The sequence below is a fragment of the Synechococcus sp. R55.8 genome (genome assembly GCF_047461895.1).
Classification (GTDB): domain Bacteria; phylum Cyanobacteriota; class Cyanobacteriia; order Thermostichales; family Thermostichaceae; genus Thermostichus.
The window spans coordinates 1-18,257 of sequence record NZ_JANSIB010000018.1; the positions used below are offsets into that span (position 1 = coordinate 1).

The window sequence follows — 18,257 nt, forward strand, 5'->3', positions numbered from 1 at the left end:
GGGATCCCTTCAGCGCCGTCGTCTGGAGCAGCGACGCAGTAACCAACTGGCGGCGGCCCGGTCGCCTTCATCCCATGCCAACCGCTCCACGGCCACCATCACCATCGAGGTGATCACAGCTTCACTTAAATGGCGAGAACGCAAATGCTGCACGGCTGAAGTGGCGGCCTCCAGGTCGCGTCTGCGAATGGCGCGGAGCAGCTCATCAGACATAGACCAAGCCAACGAGCCTCACTTCCTTTCTGCCCCCTTTCTACCCCAAGAGCCAGAAACTTCCCCTTTCCTTCACCTGCTTGTCAGATAATGCAAAAGTTCGTCTTACTTTCACGAAATATCTCACAAGATGTCTCAGGAATTGTTACACTTTTTGCCCCTGAGCCGACTAGGCATGTCAGACAGCAGGGAGGACCGCAGGGGAGCACGGGATCCCTTTGATAAGCCGCTCCATTTCTGCTTGTAAATCTTGGGTGAGGGCTTGTACGGCTTGTCGGCGGTTGGCCTGGTAGGCGGGCCAGCGTTCGGAAACCGAGAGGGGATCCCCAATGCTGAAACGGGCCAGGCGGGGTCCCAAGCGGGGGGGAGCAGTTCCGACGGGATTTTCTCCTTTGATCCAAGCCAGCAGACTCCAGAGGCGCAGGGCGGTTTCCGCCAACTCATCCAGACTCAAACTGGGCTGCTCAGGTACAGGGCGCACCGCAAACACCATCAAGGTTTCCGCCAAGCGCATGTGCCAGAGGTGAAAACTGGCCTCAGCAGCCACTCGATTGGCCAGCCCCCTTTCCAAAGCCGAGAGACCAGCAATATCGGCAATATCTTCGCGGTAGATCCAGGCCCAGCCCGCCTGTTCGATGCGGTGCCGCCGCTCGATGAAGTCTCCTTGAGGCTCTAGGCCGAAATGCTGCTCGGCCACGCGCAGGGCCAGATCCGATAAGCTTTGAAGACGCGCCAACAGATCCCCCTCTTTAACTTGGGCTCTATCTGCAGCAGGAAGAGCAGGGGCATAGAAGCGCTCATAGAAGGTCTGCATGACCTGGAGCAGGTGTTCTCCCAAGCGAAGGATACGGGCCAGCAAAAAGGCCTGACTGGCATGGGTTGAGCGCGGGGGTGGCAGCTTGCAATCGGCCTCCATGCGGCTGAGCAATCTATTCAGAGCGGCACTGGGATCCCTCAGGTAGGAATAGCGAAGGCCCACCGGCAAGATCAGCACCTGCTCTGGCCGTCCCGCCTTGTGCAGATCCTCCACCGCCCAAAAGCTCATCTGGGCTACCCCCGGCTCCAACGGGTTGAGAAGACTGCTCATACCGTTGATCGTTCCTTCTGGAGCTACCGCCAGCGGATATCGGCCCGATACAAACTGCTCACGAGAACTTTTTAGCCCTGCCCGATCCAGACGGCCTCGCAAAATCGGGATCCCGCCCAAGCGCGGCAAGCCCCAACGGGCAACGGATCCCAGCCACAGAGGTAGGCCGCGGTCATAAACAAACAAAACGTGGGGTCGGCCCCGAAAGCGGATCCCCTGGCGTTGGGCCACCTGCGGCAGGAGATGGGCGAACAAGTACATCAAGCAGGGGGGATCATCGAGGGTCGGGTGTCGAAACGCCACCAACAGGCGAATCTTGCCCGCCTCAAACTGCTGATAAAGCTGAGCCAAACGCTCTCCCCCCTCCACTTCAACGCGAGGGATCCCTTTGGTCCATCGCAACCAAAGGGGCAAGCCTGCTTGAGCGAAATGAACGACCCAAGGCGTCAATCGCGGCGGCAAAAACTTGAGGGGTGGCTGAACCTTCTGTTGCATAGGGATCCTTATCTAGGGTCAGAAAGAGGGTGAACCTAGGCTTTGGATCCCATCTTAAAGAGGGCAAAGCGGGAAGAAAGCTGCGCAGTGACAGTTCGTCAACTGGATCCCTTCTCCTCAACCCCAGGAGAGGTTCAAGCCCCAGCAGTTTTTTTTCGGCGACCGCGAGTCGCTTTGGGGGAAGCTTCTTTGCTTGGGGTTGACTCCTCCACCCCCTGGCCGTTTAGCACTTGCTTGAGGTGAATGTGTTTGTAACCCAGCTGAATCTCAAACTCATCCCCAGGCTTGAGATTCATTTTTTCGGTGTAGGCCGACCCAATGATCAACTGCCCATTTTTGTGAACGCTGACCCGAAAGGTTGGCTCACGACCGCGCTTGTCCCGGCTGGAACTTGGGCTGAGACTCAGACCTTTTGCCGCCAGCACCGCGTCATAGAACTCATTCAAGTTGACGCGAGGCTTGTTGGTCTTGGTCATGGTTACATAGCCACATCGCTTTGCCGTTTCTCGGCGTGGAAGATGCCCCAACGCTTCGACCTTCTGGAGCAGAGCCTTCCCGGTTAAAGGTTGTGGTGGTATATCTGACATTTTTTAATGTCCTACATCCTTCTCTTAAGATCATACCCTTGTGATGTACTCCTGCAACCGAAAGTCTGAGACTTTTTTGAAGACAGGTTTTTCTCTTGTTCCTTGAGCCAGCAGCTCCGAAGGAAAAACCTCGTCTCCCTCAAGAGGTGTTCCTGCCCTTGCCAAAAGGTGATGGGGGCAAAAAGAACTCAAGCCCTGAAGAGTGCTGGGGCTTTTGTGGATGGAGCTGACAAAAGATCGCCTTGGGGGTAGTACCGCGGTGTAGATCCGACTCACCGCTTTCTACAGCCTCATCCCCACTCGTCGGCTGCCCCAAACTCTGATCACAGCCAGAAAACAGGCTCGACTTTCCAAAAAACCGCCGCTGAGATGGTGATTGCCTTGCGCAAATCGGTCGAAAAGACAGCCAGAGCGGTGTGAAGCTGGATGCCATCAGACCTAGGCCAGCAGGCATTTTTATCTCTTGGCAGAGGCCGGCTACATCTGAGTAATGGCTGAGGGATCCCCTCTTCGGCACTTCTTCAGATGGGAGCGCAGTGAGCGCGAGTTGCCCAAAGCAAGTTATTCATTCAGGATCCACTCGATTGGCTGCCGCTGAGACAACGATGAGTGGCAAGCTCACCAGCAAACAAAAGCCCCATTGCTCCCAAGACAGGGGTGCTGTGTCGAAGATAATGTTGAACAGGCTCCACTGGCTGAAGAGGATCTGCAGCAGGATGGCCGCCCCAATGCCGATGGCAATGGCCGCTGTGTCCATGAGGCGCTCATGGTGCTCCAATTGGCTGGCACGTCCACGGCCCAGCAGGGTAGGAATGGCTTGGCTGAGGCTGAGCAAATAGAAAATTCGCCCGATCACCAACGCTTGGATGGCCATGGTGCGGGCCAGGTCAATGCTGCCGGTGGTTTGTTCGATGTATTCAAAAACCCCGAAGATCAAGATCCAGTTGAACACGGACACCAGCAGGATGCGCTGCAGCAGCCTAGGAGAGAGCAAGTTGGCCTCCGGATCCCGCGGTGGGCGAGTCATCTCTCGGCCTGTGCTCGGCTCAAAGGCAAGAGGCACCGTCATGGTGATGGAGTTGATCATGTTGAGCCACAGCACTTGAATGGCCAGAATGGGGAGCTCGCGGTTGAGCAGCACGCTGAGGAGAATCGTCATCGATTCCCCCCCGTTCACCGGCAGGATGAAGGCAATGGCTTTGAGCAGGTTGTTGTAAACCGTGCGCCCCTCCTCAACGGCTGCCTCAATGGAGGCGAAGTTGTCATCGGTCAGGATCATGTCGGCAGCAGCTTTGGCCACTTCGGTGCCGCCTCGCCCCATGGCAATCCCCACATCTGCTTGCTTTAGGGCCGGAGCGTCGTTGACGCCATCGCCGGTCATGGCCACGATCTGCCCCCGCGCTTGCAGAGCTTCCACCAGGCGCAGCTTTTGCTCTGGCACCACCCGTGCGAAGACGGATCCCCGATTGGCAGCTTCCACAAATTCCTCCGGGCTGAGCTGCTCCAGATCTCGACCGCTGTAGGCTTGCACAGGTTTTCCACCCCCCAGGCCCATCTGCTCGGCAATGGCTTGAGCCGTGAGCACGTGGTCGCCGGTGATCATCTTCACCTGGATCCCAGCCGTTTGGCAGGAATGCACTGCCGCAATGGCCTCTGGCCGCGGCGGGTCGATCATTCCTTGCAAACCGAGGAAGATTAAACCCTCCTGCAGATCTGGGTGATCCACCCGAGTTTGGCTGCTGGGGACGGTTTTTTGGGCAAAGGCCAGAACTCGCAGCCCCTGCCGTGCCAAGGCCTCCACCTGCTGGCGAATCCGCTCCTCTTCCAGAGGCTGGATCTCCCCCTGGGATCCCATCTGGCTGCGGCAGCGGGGCAGCAGGGCTTCCACCGATCCCTTGACATAGATGCAGTGCTCTTCTGGCCCCAGGCGGTGCAAGGTGGCCATGTACTGAAACTCAGATTCAAAGGGAATGCTGTCCAGGCGAGGGCGGCGGCGCTGCAGATCGTCCATATCCAAACCCGCCTTTTGGCCCGCCACAATGAGGGCAGCTTCGGTGGGATCCCCTACAACTTCCCACTGGCCCTTGTCCTTGGGTTGGAGGCGGGTGTCGTTGCAGAGGCAGCCAGCTACGAGGCAAGCCTCAAGAGCAGGCAATTGATGGATTTCGATGGGGGAATCAGCCGCCTGGAACAGGATCTGGCCCTGGGGGCTGTAGCCGCTGCCGGTAACCCGGTAGAGCTGGGATCCGGCGTAGATGGCCTGCACCGTCATCTGGTTTTCCGTGAGGGTGCCGGTTTTGTCAGAGCAAATTACCGTAGCGCTGCCCAGGGTCTCCACCGCCGGCAGCTTGCGGATAATGGCGTGGCGTTTTGCCATGCGGGAAACCCCAATCGCCAAGGTTACAGTGACTACCGCCGGCAAGCCTTCGGGGATAGCACTCACCGCCAGCGCCACTGCCGCCTCAAAGACACTGGCCGCCCCCTGTCCCTGAGCCAATCCCACCAAAAAGGTGAGCCCGGCCAAGCTGAGGATGATCCTGAGCAGCATGAGGCTGAATTCCTCGAACTTGCGAGTCAGGGGGGTTTGCAGGGATCCCCTTTCCTCGATCAGCTCAGAAATGCGGCCCGTCTGGGTTTGGTTGCCGATGGCCACCACCACTCCTGCCCCTTGGCCGAAGGTGACGAAGCTGCCGGCGTAGGCCATGTTCTGGCGGTCCGCAAGAGAAGTCTCCTCTGGCAGGGATCCCAGCCGTTTTTCCACCGGCACCGACTCCCCTGTCAGGGCCGATTCATCCACCTGCAAGTTGCGCACGCTCAGCAAGCGCAGGTCGGCGGGCACCTTATCTCCCGAACTCAGCAGCACCACATCCCCCGGCACCAGCTCCCGCGAGGGCACCCGCAGTTTTTGCCCCTCCCGGATGACAGTAACCTCCGTCACCACCGACCGAGCCAGGGCGGCGATCGCTTCCTCCGCTTTGGACTCTTGGATGTAGCCGATGAGGGCGTTGATCACCACCACCGCCCAGATCACGATGGCATTGCGCCAGGATCCCAAGAACGCCTTGACCGCCCCGGCAACCATCAAGATGTAGAGCAAGGATTGGTTAAACTGCTGCAGAAACTTCACCCAAGCCGGGGTAGCTGTCTTGGCTTTGAGTTCGTTGGGGCCATATTGCTTCTGCCGCTGGATCACCTCAGCTTGAGACAGACCCCGTTCCAGAAGCGCCGCCAGAGGCAGATCCACTGCAACAATTTGGCGGGCAACATCCTCTTCGGGCAGGGCGTGCCAGGGAGCTGCCGGCAATGAGTCAGGGGAGACGGATTTTGCCATCGCAGGTCTCTAGTTGAATCGCAACAGAACTTGAAAGCCAGCCGTGAATTCAACGGCAAATCCCTCGTACAGTCCACAGCCTAGCCGACGCCGCCTACCCCCCAGAAGTGCCGCTGTTCCCCCCAGCGTCAACAAAGCCTAAGTCCTAGGCTAAGATTTGCCTCAAATTCTCGACAGCTTGAAAAAATGGCTATATTCTTATCGGGTGTTATGATTACGCTTGTTTCCCAGCTGCAGCTCCTGAAGGCTGGCAATCTGCAGAGTCTTCTACGGATTGCCAGTTCGGGGTTGTTGGCTGTCATTTAACAGGTTCTTCCGCATTAAACTAAACAGCTTCTTGAGCTCAAGTTCAGTTCTGTTTGAGGAAACTGCTGTGTCAACGACTACTAAGCCAATGGAACTCAAAACCCAATCCCCACCCGCCTCCACCCAAACGAACGGGCGCCCTGGCGTCGAGGGATCCGTCTCCAGAACTTCACAGCCTGTCATTCACCATCAAATTGTTGTAGTGGGAGGAGGGGCTGCTGGCATCAGCGCAGCGGCCCAGTTGCTGGAGCGCAAGCGCAATCTTGATATCGCGATTGTCGAGCCCTCCGACAAGCACTACTACCAGCCCGGCTGGACATTGGTAGGGGGAGGTATTGCCCCCCTGGCCAAGTTTATCCGGGACGAAAGGACTGTGATCCCCAAGGGAGCCACCTGGATTCAAGCGCGAGTGGCAGAGCTGGATCCAGATCACAACCGCGTCATCACCGAGACCGGCCAGGTTATTCAGTACGACTACCTCATAATGGCCCCCGGGATCCAAATCGACTGGCACTTGATCGAGGGCTTGCCGGAGGCGCTGGGCAAAGGAGGAGTAACCAGCAACTACTCCAAGGACTACGCCCCCTACACTTGGGAGACCATCCGCAACTTCAAGGGAGGAACAGCCATCTTCACGTACCCGGCTACCCCAATCAAGTGCGGCGGCGCCCCTCAAAAAATCATGTACCTAGCCGACGACGTTTTCAAGAGCAAAAGCGGCGTTGGCGTCAACACCAAGGTTCTCTTCTGCACAGCCACTCCCACTCTCTTTGCCGTGCCGGAGTACAGCGCTGCCCTGGAGAAGGTGGTAGAGCGGCGAGGGATCCAGGTGAAATTCAAGCACAACCTCAAAGCCATTCGGCCAGAAACCCGAGAAGCCATCTTTGAGGTCACCACCGACAATGGCAAAGAAGAGGTGAGCCTGCACTACGACATGATCCACGTGGCTCCGCCCATGAGCGCTCCGGACTTTGTCAAGCGCAGCCCCCTGGCCGGGCCGGGAGGATGGGTGGATGTGGATAAGGCAACGCTGCAGCACACCCGCTACCCCAACGTGTTTTCCTTGGGAGATGCCTCTTCTCTGCCAACGTCCAAAACGGCGGCTGCCGCCCGCAAGCAAGCGCCGGTACTGGCGGAAAACCTCTTGGCCGCCATGCAGTCGAAGCCGCTAGTGGCCCGCTACGACGGCTACACCTGCTGCCCCTTGATTACGGGCTACAACTCCCTGATCATGGCCGAGTTTGCCTACAATGCAAAGCTAGCCCCCTCCTTCCCGCTGGATCCAACGCGGGAGCGCTACTCCATGTACCTAGCCAAGGTGCATCTATTACCCTGGCTCTATTGGAACCGCATGCTCAAGGGCAAAAAGTTTGAGGCAGACATCTTCAAGCCCATCAACAAGCTGGTGCACCGCTACTAGGGCTTTCTATCCCCTCACTCCCCAGCCCCTCTCCCTTTGGGAGGGGGGAGTTTTTTACAGGCAAGCTTTGAACTTTTTCAATACCGCCCGATCCAGCATCAGCAGCGCCGCACGTAGGCCACCTGAGTAGCCCCAAAAAAAGCCCACTGGCAGATGACCCTTGGGCGCTGCCAGACGGGTTGTGAGCTCCCCATACCCCAGCCAGCGGCCCTGCACCTGCCAGCCGACTCTTTCCCCCATGCAGTCTTCGTGGGGCAAGGCTGAGAAGGAGCCCGAACGGATCCCTCCTCTTCCCTCCGGGTCACACTCCTGCCAAAGTTGCTTCTGGACGGTAAAGCCAAAGCGCCCATGGCTGGCCCGCACCCACAGTTGGTCAATCAGCCGCAGCATGGGGCAGGGGAAGGCCTGAACATCCTTGGGATCAAAAAAGCCCACTTGCGAGCGCCCAGCAAGCTTCAGCATCAGGGCTGTCGTCCAGCGATCCGCCTCCCCCCACTGCCCCGCTCGCAGCCGATCCCACAGACCTTGCAAGGCAGGGGCTGCTTCCCCCACCCACTCTGGCCAAGAGAGAGTTCCGGGCAGGGATCCCCCCTTCCCTCTCTCCTCTGGACAGACATCAGGAAAAATCAGGGATCCGGATCCCTCTTCTCTTCCAGCTTTTTTGGCAGTGGCAGGGGTGGGAGGTGCCACCAGTTGCTCTAGCTCTTCCGCCGAGTGCCGGGACAGGAGCTGTTCCAGCTCGTCTTGGGGTTCTGGAGGCTGGGCCAAGATCTGCTCCAGCTCCCTCAGCTCTTGGGTGTGGATGGCTGGCTCAAAAGCAACCCGCTTTCTCTCTTCTTGAGAGGCTTCTGCCGGCAACAGTGCCAACCATTCGGCCATGGTTTGCGGGCGCTCTTCTGGGTGGAGAGCCATCCCTTTGAGAATGGCAGCCTCCACAACCTCGGGAATGTTGGGGTTAAGGCTGCGAGGGGTATCCAACTGGCGGCCTGTGGCCCGCACTGGCGCACACATAGGCACCATCCCCGTCAGCGCCGTGTAGAGGGTTGCTGCCAAGGCGTAGACATCGGTGAAGGCGCCGCGGCGGCGCAAGCTGTCGTATTGCTCTAGAGGAGCATAGCCATCGGTGCCGTAGGAGGTGTGGCGTTGGATCAGACCTTGGGTGTAGCCGCGGGCCAGGCCGAAGTCGATCAACACCGCCTGCTGGGATCCCTCCCGCACCATGATGTTGGATGGCTTCACATCCCGATGCAGGATCCCCTGTTCGTGCAAGGCCATCAGGGCAGATCCCACCTCCCGCGTCAGGCGCAGGGCTTCCGGCAGGGGCAACGGCCCTTTTTGCCGCAGAAGCTGGTGCAGAGTCTGGCCGCGGATGTACTCCATCACAATACACCAGCGCTCCTGCTCCCAGATCACTTCTTCCACCTTCACCACATGGGGATGGTGGCAGCGGGCCAGTTGCAGCGCCTCGTTCATGAAGTTCTGCTGGAAGCGGGGATAGTCGGGATCCTCACGAAGGCTGTCGTTCAAAACTTTGATAACCACCTGGTCGGCGCGAACGCTATCCCAGGCCCGGTAGGTGATGCCGAAGCCCCCCTCCCCCAAAACGGCCTCGATGCGGTAGCGTCCCCCTTGCAATTGTTCACCAACTGCCCAAGCCATATCTGGATCCCTGCCCCTACTGCCATTCTGTCACAGGGATCAGAGAGTTGCTGGCCTATGGAGGCCCCCTAGAAGTCCGAGGGCAGCACTCCAGTTTTCACCTGGAAGGTGCGCGCCTGTCCATCGCGGATGACCCGCAGCGTCAGTGTATTGCCCACCCCGGCGGCTTCCACCAACTGCTGCACCTGCTCGGCATCGCGGATGGCCTGCCCATCGACCTCGATGATCACATCCCCCTCCCGCAAGCCAATCTCCTCAGCCGGGGATCCCGGAATCACCTGCCCGATCAAAACCCCTTCTTCCACCGTCAGCGTGGTGGGGCGAGCGGGGTCGCGGTTGAGGCGGGCCACAATGTCGGGGTTGAGGGTGATCATGCGAATGCCCAAGAAAGCGTGCTCTACCCGACCATTCCGGATCAATTGCTCGGCAATTTCCATGGCGCGGTTGATGGGGATGGAAAAGCCGACGCTCTGAGCTCGCTGGAAGATGGCCGTATTCACCCCAATCACGCGGCCTTCCGCATCCAGCAACGGGCCGCCCGAGTTGCCGGGGTTGATGGCCGCATCCGTTTGCAGGAAAGTCACCCGCTTGTTGACAGCCCCAATTTGCCCGGAGGAGCGCCCAACAGCACTGATGATCCCGGCAGTCACGGTATTGTCCAGGCCCAGCGGGTTGCCAATGGCAATAGCCCAATCCCCTGGTCGCACCAAGTCAGAGTTACCCAGGGTAACCGTGGGCAGATTCTCCCCCTCAATTTTGATCACTGCGATATCGGTAACCGGATCTGAGCCCTTCACCTCTCCTTCAAAGGTGCGCCCATCCAGCAGATGAACCCTGACCCGCTCGCTGCCTTCCACCACATGGGCGTTGGTGAGGATCAGGCCACTGGCGTCGATGATAAAGCCCGATCCGGTGCCCTCCTGCTGAAACTCCTGCGGCAACTGCGGTATCTGATTTCCAAAGAAGCGGCGAAACAGGGGCTGGTTGAACAGTTCTGGGTTGACCCCCCTCGACACAGTGCGGGTGGCATCGATGCGCACCACCGCTGGGCCGACCTTTTGGGCGACTGCAGCAATAAAATTGGAAGGCCGGACAGCATCGGCGGGAGGAGCAGAATTCGCAGCCTCAGGGCGGGGCTCAGACCAGGGCAAAAGGGATCCCACTCCCTCACCGGCCCGTCGCGTCCAAGTGACCAGGGGAGTTTGCTGTAACCACTCCTGCCCCGCTCGAGACGATAGCCAGACCCCACCTGCGACGCCTCCACCAAACAGAGCCATCGCCAAAAGTGTGTGCCGTAGAATCCGCGCCATGCTCCCTCCCAAAGCTAAGCCGTATCGCCAAGACTCAAAAGGCGTGAACCCGCTCCCCCGACTTACGCCATCAAGACCCAGTTCACTCCTGGTCTATTCTATCTATTCCTACTCTTTACTTTTGGATGTTCGGGGTATGTGTGCTTACCCTAGCAAATCTTGCGGACAGAGGCAGTGCTCGAAACGCCCAAAATGATCGGGGATCCGAGCGAGCTCCATTCCTCCGAGCCACAAGGGCGGGATCCGTGGCAGCGCCACCGCGCCTGGATGCAGTTGGCCTTGCGAGAAGCTAAGCAAGCAGGAGAAGCTGGAGAGGTGCCGGTGGCCGCTCTGGTGGTCGGGCCAGGGGAAAAGTTGCTGGCTTTGAGCAGCAACCGGCGGGAACGGGATCGGGATCCCACGGCCCATGCGGAGATTCTGGCCCTACGGCAGGCAGGGCAGCGCTTGGGCGATTGGCAGCTGCAGGGCTGTCGGCTGTATGTGACCCTGGAGCCCTGCCCCATGTGTGCGGGGGCAATCAGCCAATCGCGGCTGGCTCAGGTGGTTTACGGTGCAGACGATCCCAAGGCCGGAGCACTGCGCAGCGTGCTCAATTTGCCAGCTTCTGCTGCCAGCTTCCATTGCCCGGAGATCATCGGCGGAGTTTGCGAGGTCGAGTGTCGACGCCTATTGCAGCAGTGGTTTTGCCGCCGCCGCGGGATCCCGCGCACAACCTGAGGAAGAAATTGGGGGCAAAAAGAACGGGCTGGGGTCGTGCATCCGCCAGAGGTTTTTGATACTGTCATATCGGGTTCGGCTGGTCCTCACTCGCGTCCTGCACCAGCCCCAAAAAAGGCTGTCCGAGGGGCGGTGGCTGCCTGAGGTGTTGAGGTTGGTTATGTCCAGATTCTGAGAACCCGACTTGTCCGGGATCCCTCGCTGGCTATGCCCAGCGGCGGGTAGTCTTTCACAGAGGATTGGTGTGTGACTATTGCCCTCTCCTTTTCTCCTCTCCCATCAGCTTGGCTTAGGAGTATTGCCCTTCTGGTTTGGGCTTGGCTGTGCTTGACCTTTCCGGTGCAGGCACGGGTGCTGCTGCGGGTAGGTATTGCCGTCAACAAGTCCCAGGTCACCGTCGGCAGCTCTACCGGAGCCCGCCTGTTGAATGCCCAGGGACAGCCGCTGGCAGAGGTGCAGGCCATGCAACCGCTGCAGGCCAGCCGTTCGGGTTCAGCAGTCAGTTTGGCCGGCCAACAGGGAGAACGTCTTTACCTACAGCCCACCACCTCCGATGGGTTAGTGTTTATCGACCAGAATTGGTACCGTGGCTTGGTGGAGTTGATCCCCGGCGAGCGTGGGGTGATTGCCATCAACCAAGTTGGCTTGGAAGACTACGTTTCCAGCGTAGTGGGCAGCGAGATGGGACACCGTTTTCCCATGGAGGCTCTCAAAGCCCAAGCCGTGGCCTCCCGCACCTATGCCCTCTACCACCGCAGTCGCCGTTCCCAGCAGCCTTTTGACTTAGGAAACGGGATTGATTGGCAGGTTTACAAGGGAGTGGCTGCCGAATCCAGCCGTACCCAAGCGGCTGCCCGTGAGACCGCCGGGCAGGTTCTCATCTACCAGGGGCAGTTGATCAATGCGGTTTTCCACTCCTCTGCGGGGGGACATACGGATGATGCAGGCAATGTCTGGTTAGAGTCGCGGCCCTACTTACAGGGGGTGCCCGATTTCGATCAGCACTCACCGGTGTTTAGCTGGACGGCCACCGTTCCTGCCCAGCAGATTCAGCAATTGGCTGCCGGGATCGGTGCCATTCGTTCTGTGGAGGTACTGCGCAGCTCCCCGTGGGGACGGGCAATCACGGTGCGCTTGACGGGATCCCAAGGGATCAAAGATCTCAATGCCGGCGATTTTCGTCGGGCTCTTGGGTTGCGCAGCACAAAGATTGCCATTAGCCCGCGCGGGGAGGCCACCACTACGGCCAGCCTGGCTCCTGTGGCAGGGACATTCCCGGCTTTCTTTGAGATTCAGGGGCGCGGCTACGGACATGGCGTCGGCATGAGCCAGTGGGGAGCGGCTGGGATGGCCAGCCAGAACTACTCCTACCAACAGATCCTCAGCCACTACTACCGCAACACCACCTTGGCAGTGGTGGAAGGACGTTAAGGCTCAACTTCAAGGAGAAGCCAACAAAATAATCGATTGGTAGCAAAAGTAGCTGCAGTTTTTAAGAGCTTATGGAAAGCAGCATTCTGAGCATTCTATACAGATCTGGAGGGGTTTCCCAAGGGTTCGTTGGGGTTCTGTAGATTTTGTTAACTTTGAGTTAACTCTAATGTTGCACCATCTCTTACGATAGACGGGCAGCTTCTAGACGGGCAGCTTCTGCCGGAATCGAAAGCTGGGCTGCCTGTGAACGCTGCTTTTGAAGGCTCCGCGCTGCCGTGGCAAGATCGGGAGAAGCCCTGGAAAATTTGGGTTACGTCCCCTGAAGATTTTGTAGAGATCTTGAATTCCCCTCTCGGGATCCTCAGGATCGGCTCAATAATAATTGAGATACGTTTACCAGCATCGACCTCTACCTCTTCTTTTTCGAGCCCATAACTTTAACCCCAGGTATCTGTCCTATGTCCATTGCCACCTTAGCTCCTGCTTTTCCCGAACGTTGTCCGGTGCTGCCGGAAGCGCTCACGCCCCTGTGCGAGATCGCCCGTAACTATTGGTGGACTTGGAACCCGGATCACCTCACCATTTTCCGGGAAATGGATCCCGCCCTGTGGGAAAAAACCTCCCACAACCCGGTGCGCATGCTGGAGGAGGTTTCCTACTTGCGGTTGGCAGCCTTGGCCACCGATGTGAACTACCTCAACACGTTGAACCGGATGGTGCAGTCCTATCGGCAGTACATGGCGGCTGAGGATACCTGGGCCAAGCGCACCATGAAAACCTACGACTGGCAGCGTCCTATTGCCTATTTCTGTGCCGAATACGGCTTGCACGAGTCTTTGCCCACCTACTCTGGCGGGCTGGGTATGTTGGCTGCCGATCACCTCAAGTCGGCCTCGGATTTGGGAGTGCCCCTGGTGGCCATCGGGTTGCTCTACCGTCAGGGCTACTTCCAACAGCGCCTGGACAACAATGGCTGGCAGGGGGAGCTTTACGAAGACTCTGAGTTTGAGTCTCTGCCGTTGACTCTGGTGCGCCAGCCGGATGGCAGCCCTCTGTTGGTGGAAGTGGCGATGCGGCAGCGGTTGGTGAAGGCGCGGGCCTGGCGGGCGGACGTGGGCCGGGTACCTCTTTTTCTGCTGGACACCGACCTGCCGGAGAACGACCCCATTGACCGCTGGATTACCGCCCACCTCTACGGGGGCAGCACCGATACCCGCATCGCCCAAGAGTGCATCCTGGGTATCGGTGGGGTGCGTCTGCTGCGCCAGTTGGGTTTGGATCCCATGGTCTATCACATGAATGAAGGGCACGCTGCTTTCCTAACGCTGGAGTTGCTGCGGGAGGAGGTGGCGCGGGGCACCCCCTTCGAGACGGCGGAGGCCAAGGTGCGGGAAAAATGCGTGTTTACCACCCATACACCGGTGCCGGCTGGCCACGATGCCTTTAGCCCCAATGAAATGGATGCCTTTTTTGCCTCTTTCTGGCCACAACTGGGCCTGACGCGGGAACAATTTTTAGCTTTGGGAGCTCGGCGCACCGGGGATCCCTGGGAGCGCTTTAACATGACGGTGCTGGCTTTGCGGTACGCGCGGGCAGCCAATGGCGTAAGCAAGCTCCACGGACGGGTTTCTCGCGAAATGTGGCATGTGCTCTACCCTGAGCGATCGGTGGATGAGGTGCCCATCAGCTCCATTACCAATGGGGTTCACGCCCGTACCTGGGTTTCCCCTCTCTTCTGGAACCTCTACGACCAGTACTTGGGCCCCGATTGGCCGGAGCGGGTGTCAGACCCGGAACTGTGGGCCAAGGTGGAAGAGATCCCAGATGAAGAACTGTGGCGGCGCAAAGAGGCTCTGCGGGAGCGGCTGGTGTCTTTTACCCGTCACCGGGTGTTGCGGGCCCGGCGCAATCGCGGCGAAAGCAATGAGCGCATCCAAGCGGTCAACCAGTTGCTGGATCCCAAGGTCTTGACGATTGGGTTTGCCCGTCGCTTCAGCACCTACAAGCGAGGAGATTTGATCCTGCGAAATCTGGAGCGAATTACCCGCATCTTCACCAACAAAGAGTACCCTGTACAGATTATCTTCGCCGGCAAGGCCCATCCCCGGGATGAAGGGGGCAAGCGCCTGATCCAGCGGGTGGTGGAATGGTCCAACCGGCCTGAGGTGGCCAACCGGGTCGCCTTCATCGAAAATTACGATGCCTATGTCGCTCGCAATTTGGTGCAGGGGGTCGATGTGTGGCTGAACAACCCGCGACGCCCTCTGGAGGCCTCCGGCACCTCAGGACAAAAGGTGGGCTTCAGCGGGGGATTGAATTTGTCGGTGCTGGATGGCTGGTGGCCCGAAGGTTACAACGGTCGCAATGGCTGGGCTATTGGCCAAGAAATCGAAGGTCTGGATCCCGCTGCCCAAGACGACTTGGACGCCAACTCCCTCTACGACTTGTTGGAGTATGAGGTGATCCCCATGTTCTACGACCGGGATGAGAAAGGGATCCCACGTCGTTGGATTGCCCGCATGAAGGAGGCGATCCGCACACTCAACCCCGTTTTCAACACCGACCGCATGGTAGCCGAGTACGTGCTGAAAATCTACGAGCCTCAGCCCCTGGAAGCAGAGGCGAGCCGGACTTTGTTGGGTTCGGCTGTTGCCGGCTAGGGTGGACTCCCCCTCTCCCAGCGCAAATCATACAAAACATTGGGATCCCTCTCTCCTCAAGAGGAAAAGCAGGGATCCCAAGTTTGAGCTTGGGGACAAGAGACTAGGCGCTGGCGTTGACGGCCATAGGAAGCGTCAGCGGCTCTGGCTCCTCTTCGGGGGGCAGCATCACCACCTCAGAGTTGTCGATGATGGCCTGCAGCTCTTCCCCATCGATGGTTTCGGCCTCCACCAAACGACGGGCGATCCGATCCAAGAGGGCACGGTTTTCCCGAATCAAGTAGGTGGCCCGTTGGTAGGCCTCGTTCACCAGCCGCCGCACCTCTTCGTCGATGAGGGCTGCTGTTTCCTCCGAGAAATCCCGTTCTGCGGCGATTTCCCGGCCCAGGAAAATGTTGGTGTACTGGCGACCTAGGGCTACATTTCCCAGGCGATCGCTCATACCGAAGCGGGTCACCATGTTGCGGGCGATGCGGGCCACCTGCTGCAGGTCGCTGGCTGCCCCCGTGGTGATCTCCGACTCTCCGTAGACCACTTCTTCGGCCACGCGCCCACCCAAGGCAACGGTCATCATGTTCTTCAGATGGGCACGGGTGGTGAGTCCCATGTCGTCATCGCTGGGCATGAACCAGGTGAGGCCACCTGCTTGTCCCCGGGGGATGATCGTCACTTTTTGGATGGGATCGTAGTTGGGCAAGAGGGATCCCACCAGGGCATGGCCCGCCTCGTGGTAGGCCACCAACTCCTTGCGCCGTTCGCTCATCAGCCGATCCTTCTTCTCCGGACCGGCCAACACCCGATCCACCGCGTCGTTGATCTCGTCCATGGAGATCTCGGTGAGGTTGCGGCGGGCTGCCAGAATGGCTGCTTCGTTCAGGAGGTTGGCCAAGTCGGCGCCGGTAAACCCAGGGGTACGGCGGGCCAATTTCTCCAGATCCACATCCGCAGACAGAGTTTTACCGCGGGCGTGCACCTTGAGGATTTCTAGCCGGCCCTGAAAATCGGGGCGATCCACCGTAACTTGGCGATCGAACCGGCCAGGCCGCAGCAGCGCCGCATCCAGCACATCCGGTCGGTTGGTGGCCGCAATGACGATGATGCCGGAGTTGCCCTCAAAACCGTCCATCTCGGTGAGCAGCTGGTTCAGAGTCTGCTCCCGTTCGTCGTTGCCACCCCCCAAGCCAGCTCCCCGCTGGCGACCGACCGCATCAATTTCGTCGATGAAGACGATACAGGGAGCATTTTGCTTGGCCTGCTCGAACAGATCCCGCACGCGAGAAGCGCCGACCCCGACAAACATCTCCACAAACTCAGAGCCAGAGATGGAGAAAAAGGGCACACCCGCCTCTCCGGCTACGGCGCGGGCCAACAGGGTCTTACCTGTGCCGGGCGGGCCCACCAGCAGCACCCCGCGGGGAATCTTGGCTCCCAAAGCGGTGAAGCGCTCTGAGTTTTTCAGGAAATCCACCACCTCTGCCAGCTCCAGCTTGGCCTGATCGATGCCGGCCACATCGTTGAAGGTAATTTGGGTTTTCGGCTCCATTTGCACCCGCGCCCTGGATTTGCCGAAGTTGAGAGCTTGGCTGCCTGGGCCATTTTGAGCCCGCCGCAGCAGGAAAAAGAGCCCCAGCAAGAGCAAAACCGGCAGGAAGAAGGTGCTGAGAATGCGCCCAAGTAGCCCCTCCTCTTGAACAGGGCGTACCGCCAGCTCCACCCCGTTGGCAACCAGGGTGTTCTCAAACTCAGGGGTAAGGGGGGGCAGATTCACCTGCACTTGGGTGGCGCGGTTGTTGATTTCTGCCTCGGCAATGGCAACTTGGCGACCATCCGGGGCCGTCTCCACCAAAACTTTGCTGACCTCGCCCCGTTCGACGCGGCTGATCAGGTCGGAGTAGCTGATCTCCAAACGCTCAGCCGGGCGGGTACCCAAGAAGGTGGTGGCTAAAGAGATCAAGACGATGGCCAGTAGCGCATATAACCCCGCGCTTCTCCATTTCTTGTTTTTACCTTTCTGACTCACGGAAGTGTTTCCTCCCAAAGGGTGTTTTTGAATCGAACTCGCAGATGGCGACTTGTGGGTAACAATCTGGGGTCGGGTGGGTTCTTGCAGCAACAGACTGTTAATTAATATTAACCTGACTGAGAGGGTTGCCGGGGATCCCTGCAATCCCCCTCTTCTGGCCAGGAGTTTGGGGATAGGATTGAGAGACCAAGGCTGTGCCGTCAGCCAGGATAGGTGGTGTTTTTTCCACTCTCATTCCAGCTTGCCCAGGGATCCCTATGCTGACTCAACTGCGCGAACTGAGCATCGCTGCCGACGGACGGTATCTCAGGGATGAGGAGCTGCAGTTCATGGAGACCTACCTAGCCTCCTTTGACCTACGCCTGAGCGCCTATCGCAAGATCCAGGCGGCGGAGGCCCAGATCATCCGGGATGTGGAGATGAAAATGCGCGCGCTGGATCCCTACTTGCTCATGCGAGGGGTGGAAGACTTCAGCAACAAGTGGAAGGCTGACACCGTGCGGGTTTTGCGCCTCTCGGCTTTGGCCATGCTCCTGGACGATGAGCAACGCTACAAAGATCGATTTCTCTACTGGTTCCAGACCTTAATGCGGGCCTTCCGCACCCAACGCAGTTGCGAGGCCACCTATCGCTTCCTGCAAGAAGTGATAGCCAATTACCTCACCCCCGAAGAAACCAAGTTGATCAGGCCGATTCTGGAAACCAACCGCACGCTGTTGGGCCTCAACTAGGCAGCCGTCTCAGCAGACTCTCCAGAACCAGCCGACTCCACCACCTCCAGCTCATCAGCCTGGAGATGAGCACGGAACTTGTTGCCAAACTGCACCTGAAAGGGAAAATTGGCGCTGATCGGGCGGCCATTCCAATCTCGAAGCACGGCCTTCAGTTCCCCTTCCATACCTTTGAGGTCAAAAGGTTGATTGCGATGTTCCGGGTGGTGATAGACAATCACGCTGGTACGCACCCGCACCCGATCTCCAACTTTCATGTCTTGCCCTCCTGAAAAGGCAGCATA

The 18,257-nt window shown here is 58.7% G+C and carries 13 protein-coding genes; 5 read left to right on the forward strand and 8 right to left on the reverse strand.

What is annotated here, in order from left to right:
* Positions 1 to 9: 9 nt before the first annotated feature.
* The 4 genes from NW829_RS03200 to NW829_RS03215 all read right to left on the reverse strand — a co-directional run bounded on the left by NW829_RS03200 (position 10) and on the right by NW829_RS03215 (position 5,713).
* Positions 10 to 213, reverse strand: coding sequence for a hypothetical protein (locus tag NW829_RS03200; protein WP_041436260.1), 204 nt, complete (start codon positions 211 to 213; stop codon positions 10 to 12).
* A gap of 178 nt (positions 214 to 391) precedes the next feature.
* Complete coding sequence (locus NW829_RS03205) at positions 392 to 1,795, reverse strand: 1-acyl-sn-glycerol-3-phosphate acyltransferase (protein ID WP_414416420.1); 1,404 nt, start codon at positions 1,793 to 1,795, stop codon at positions 392 to 394.
* 134 nt (positions 1,796 to 1,929) lie between these two features.
* A complete protein-coding gene (locus NW829_RS03210; RefSeq protein ID WP_414343799.1) occupies positions 1,930 to 2,382 on the reverse strand; it encodes an AbrB family transcriptional regulator in 453 nt (150 codons plus the stop codon).
* 565 nt (positions 2,383 to 2,947) lie between these two features.
* Positions 2,948 to 5,713 carry a cation-transporting P-type ATPase gene (locus NW829_RS03215; RefSeq protein ID WP_414416421.1) on the reverse strand — a complete coding sequence of 922 codons (2,766 nt, stop codon included), beginning with the start codon at positions 5,711 to 5,713 and terminating at the stop codon, positions 2,948 to 2,950.
* Positions 5,714 to 6,086: 373 nt separating this feature from the next.
* On the opposite strand from NW829_RS03215, the gene NW829_RS03220 reads away from it, so the two are divergent.
* Entirely contained in the window at positions 6,087 to 7,439 is a 1,353-nt protein-coding gene (locus NW829_RS03220) for an FAD/NAD(P)-binding oxidoreductase (RefSeq protein WP_414416422.1), read from the forward strand.
* A 54-nt stretch (positions 7,440 to 7,493) separates the two neighbouring features.
* Here the strand turns inward: NW829_RS03220 and NW829_RS03225 are convergent, their stop codons facing one another.
* Together NW829_RS03225 and NW829_RS03230 are read right to left on the reverse strand one after the other, a co-directional pair.
* Positions 7,494 to 9,098: a serine/threonine-protein kinase gene (locus tag NW829_RS03225; protein WP_414416423.1), complete on the reverse strand. Its 1,605-nt coding sequence runs from the start codon at positions 9,096 to 9,098 to the stop codon at positions 7,494 to 7,496.
* A gap of 68 nt (positions 9,099 to 9,166) precedes the next feature.
* Positions 9,167 to 10,408, reverse strand: coding sequence for an HhoA/HhoB/HtrA family serine endopeptidase (locus NW829_RS03230; RefSeq protein ID WP_414416424.1), 1,242 nt, complete (start codon positions 10,406 to 10,408; stop codon positions 9,167 to 9,169).
* Positions 10,409 to 10,600: 192 nt separating this feature from the next.
* Here NW829_RS03230 and NW829_RS03235 point away from each other — a divergent pair, with 192 nt between their 5' ends.
* The 3 genes from NW829_RS03235 to glgP all read left to right on the forward strand — a co-directional run bounded on the left by NW829_RS03235 (position 10,601) and on the right by glgP (position 15,219).
* Positions 10,601 to 11,125 carry a nucleoside deaminase gene (locus NW829_RS03235; protein ID WP_414416435.1) on the forward strand — a complete coding sequence of 175 codons (525 nt, stop codon included), beginning with the start codon at positions 10,601 to 10,603 and terminating at the stop codon, positions 11,123 to 11,125.
* A 246-nt stretch (positions 11,126 to 11,371) separates the two neighbouring features.
* Positions 11,372 to 12,556, forward strand: coding sequence for a SpoIID/LytB domain-containing protein (locus NW829_RS03240; protein ID WP_414416425.1), 1,185 nt, complete (start codon positions 11,372 to 11,374; stop codon positions 12,554 to 12,556).
* A gap of 461 nt (positions 12,557 to 13,017) precedes the next feature.
* Positions 13,018 to 15,219, forward strand: a complete 2,202-nt coding sequence (glgP, locus tag NW829_RS03245; RefSeq protein WP_414416426.1) for an alpha-glucan family phosphorylase — start codon at positions 13,018 to 13,020, stop codon at positions 15,217 to 15,219.
* A 103-nt stretch (positions 15,220 to 15,322) separates the two neighbouring features.
* On the opposite strand, the gene ftsH is transcribed toward glgP, so the two are convergent.
* Positions 15,323 to 17,239, reverse strand: a complete 1,917-nt coding sequence (gene ftsH / locus NW829_RS03250) for an ATP-dependent zinc metalloprotease FtsH (RefSeq protein ID WP_414349995.1) — start codon at positions 17,237 to 17,239, stop codon at positions 15,323 to 15,325.
* A gap of 260 nt (positions 17,240 to 17,499) precedes the next feature.
* Between ftsH and NW829_RS03255 the strand changes: the two genes are divergently transcribed.
* Positions 17,500 to 17,973: a hypothetical protein gene (locus NW829_RS03255; protein WP_011432275.1), complete on the forward strand. Its 474-nt coding sequence runs from the start codon at positions 17,500 to 17,502 to the stop codon at positions 17,971 to 17,973.
* Here the strand turns inward: NW829_RS03255 and NW829_RS03260 are convergent.
* Positions 17,970 to 18,230 (reverse strand): ferredoxin-thioredoxin reductase variable chain, encoded by a 261-nt coding sequence (locus tag NW829_RS03260; protein WP_414416427.1) that lies wholly within the window; start codon positions 18,228 to 18,230, stop codon positions 17,970 to 17,972. The two genes, NW829_RS03255 and NW829_RS03260, sit on opposite strands and share 4 nt — an antisense overlap.
* Between the last annotated feature and the right edge of the window lie 27 nt (positions 18,231 to 18,257).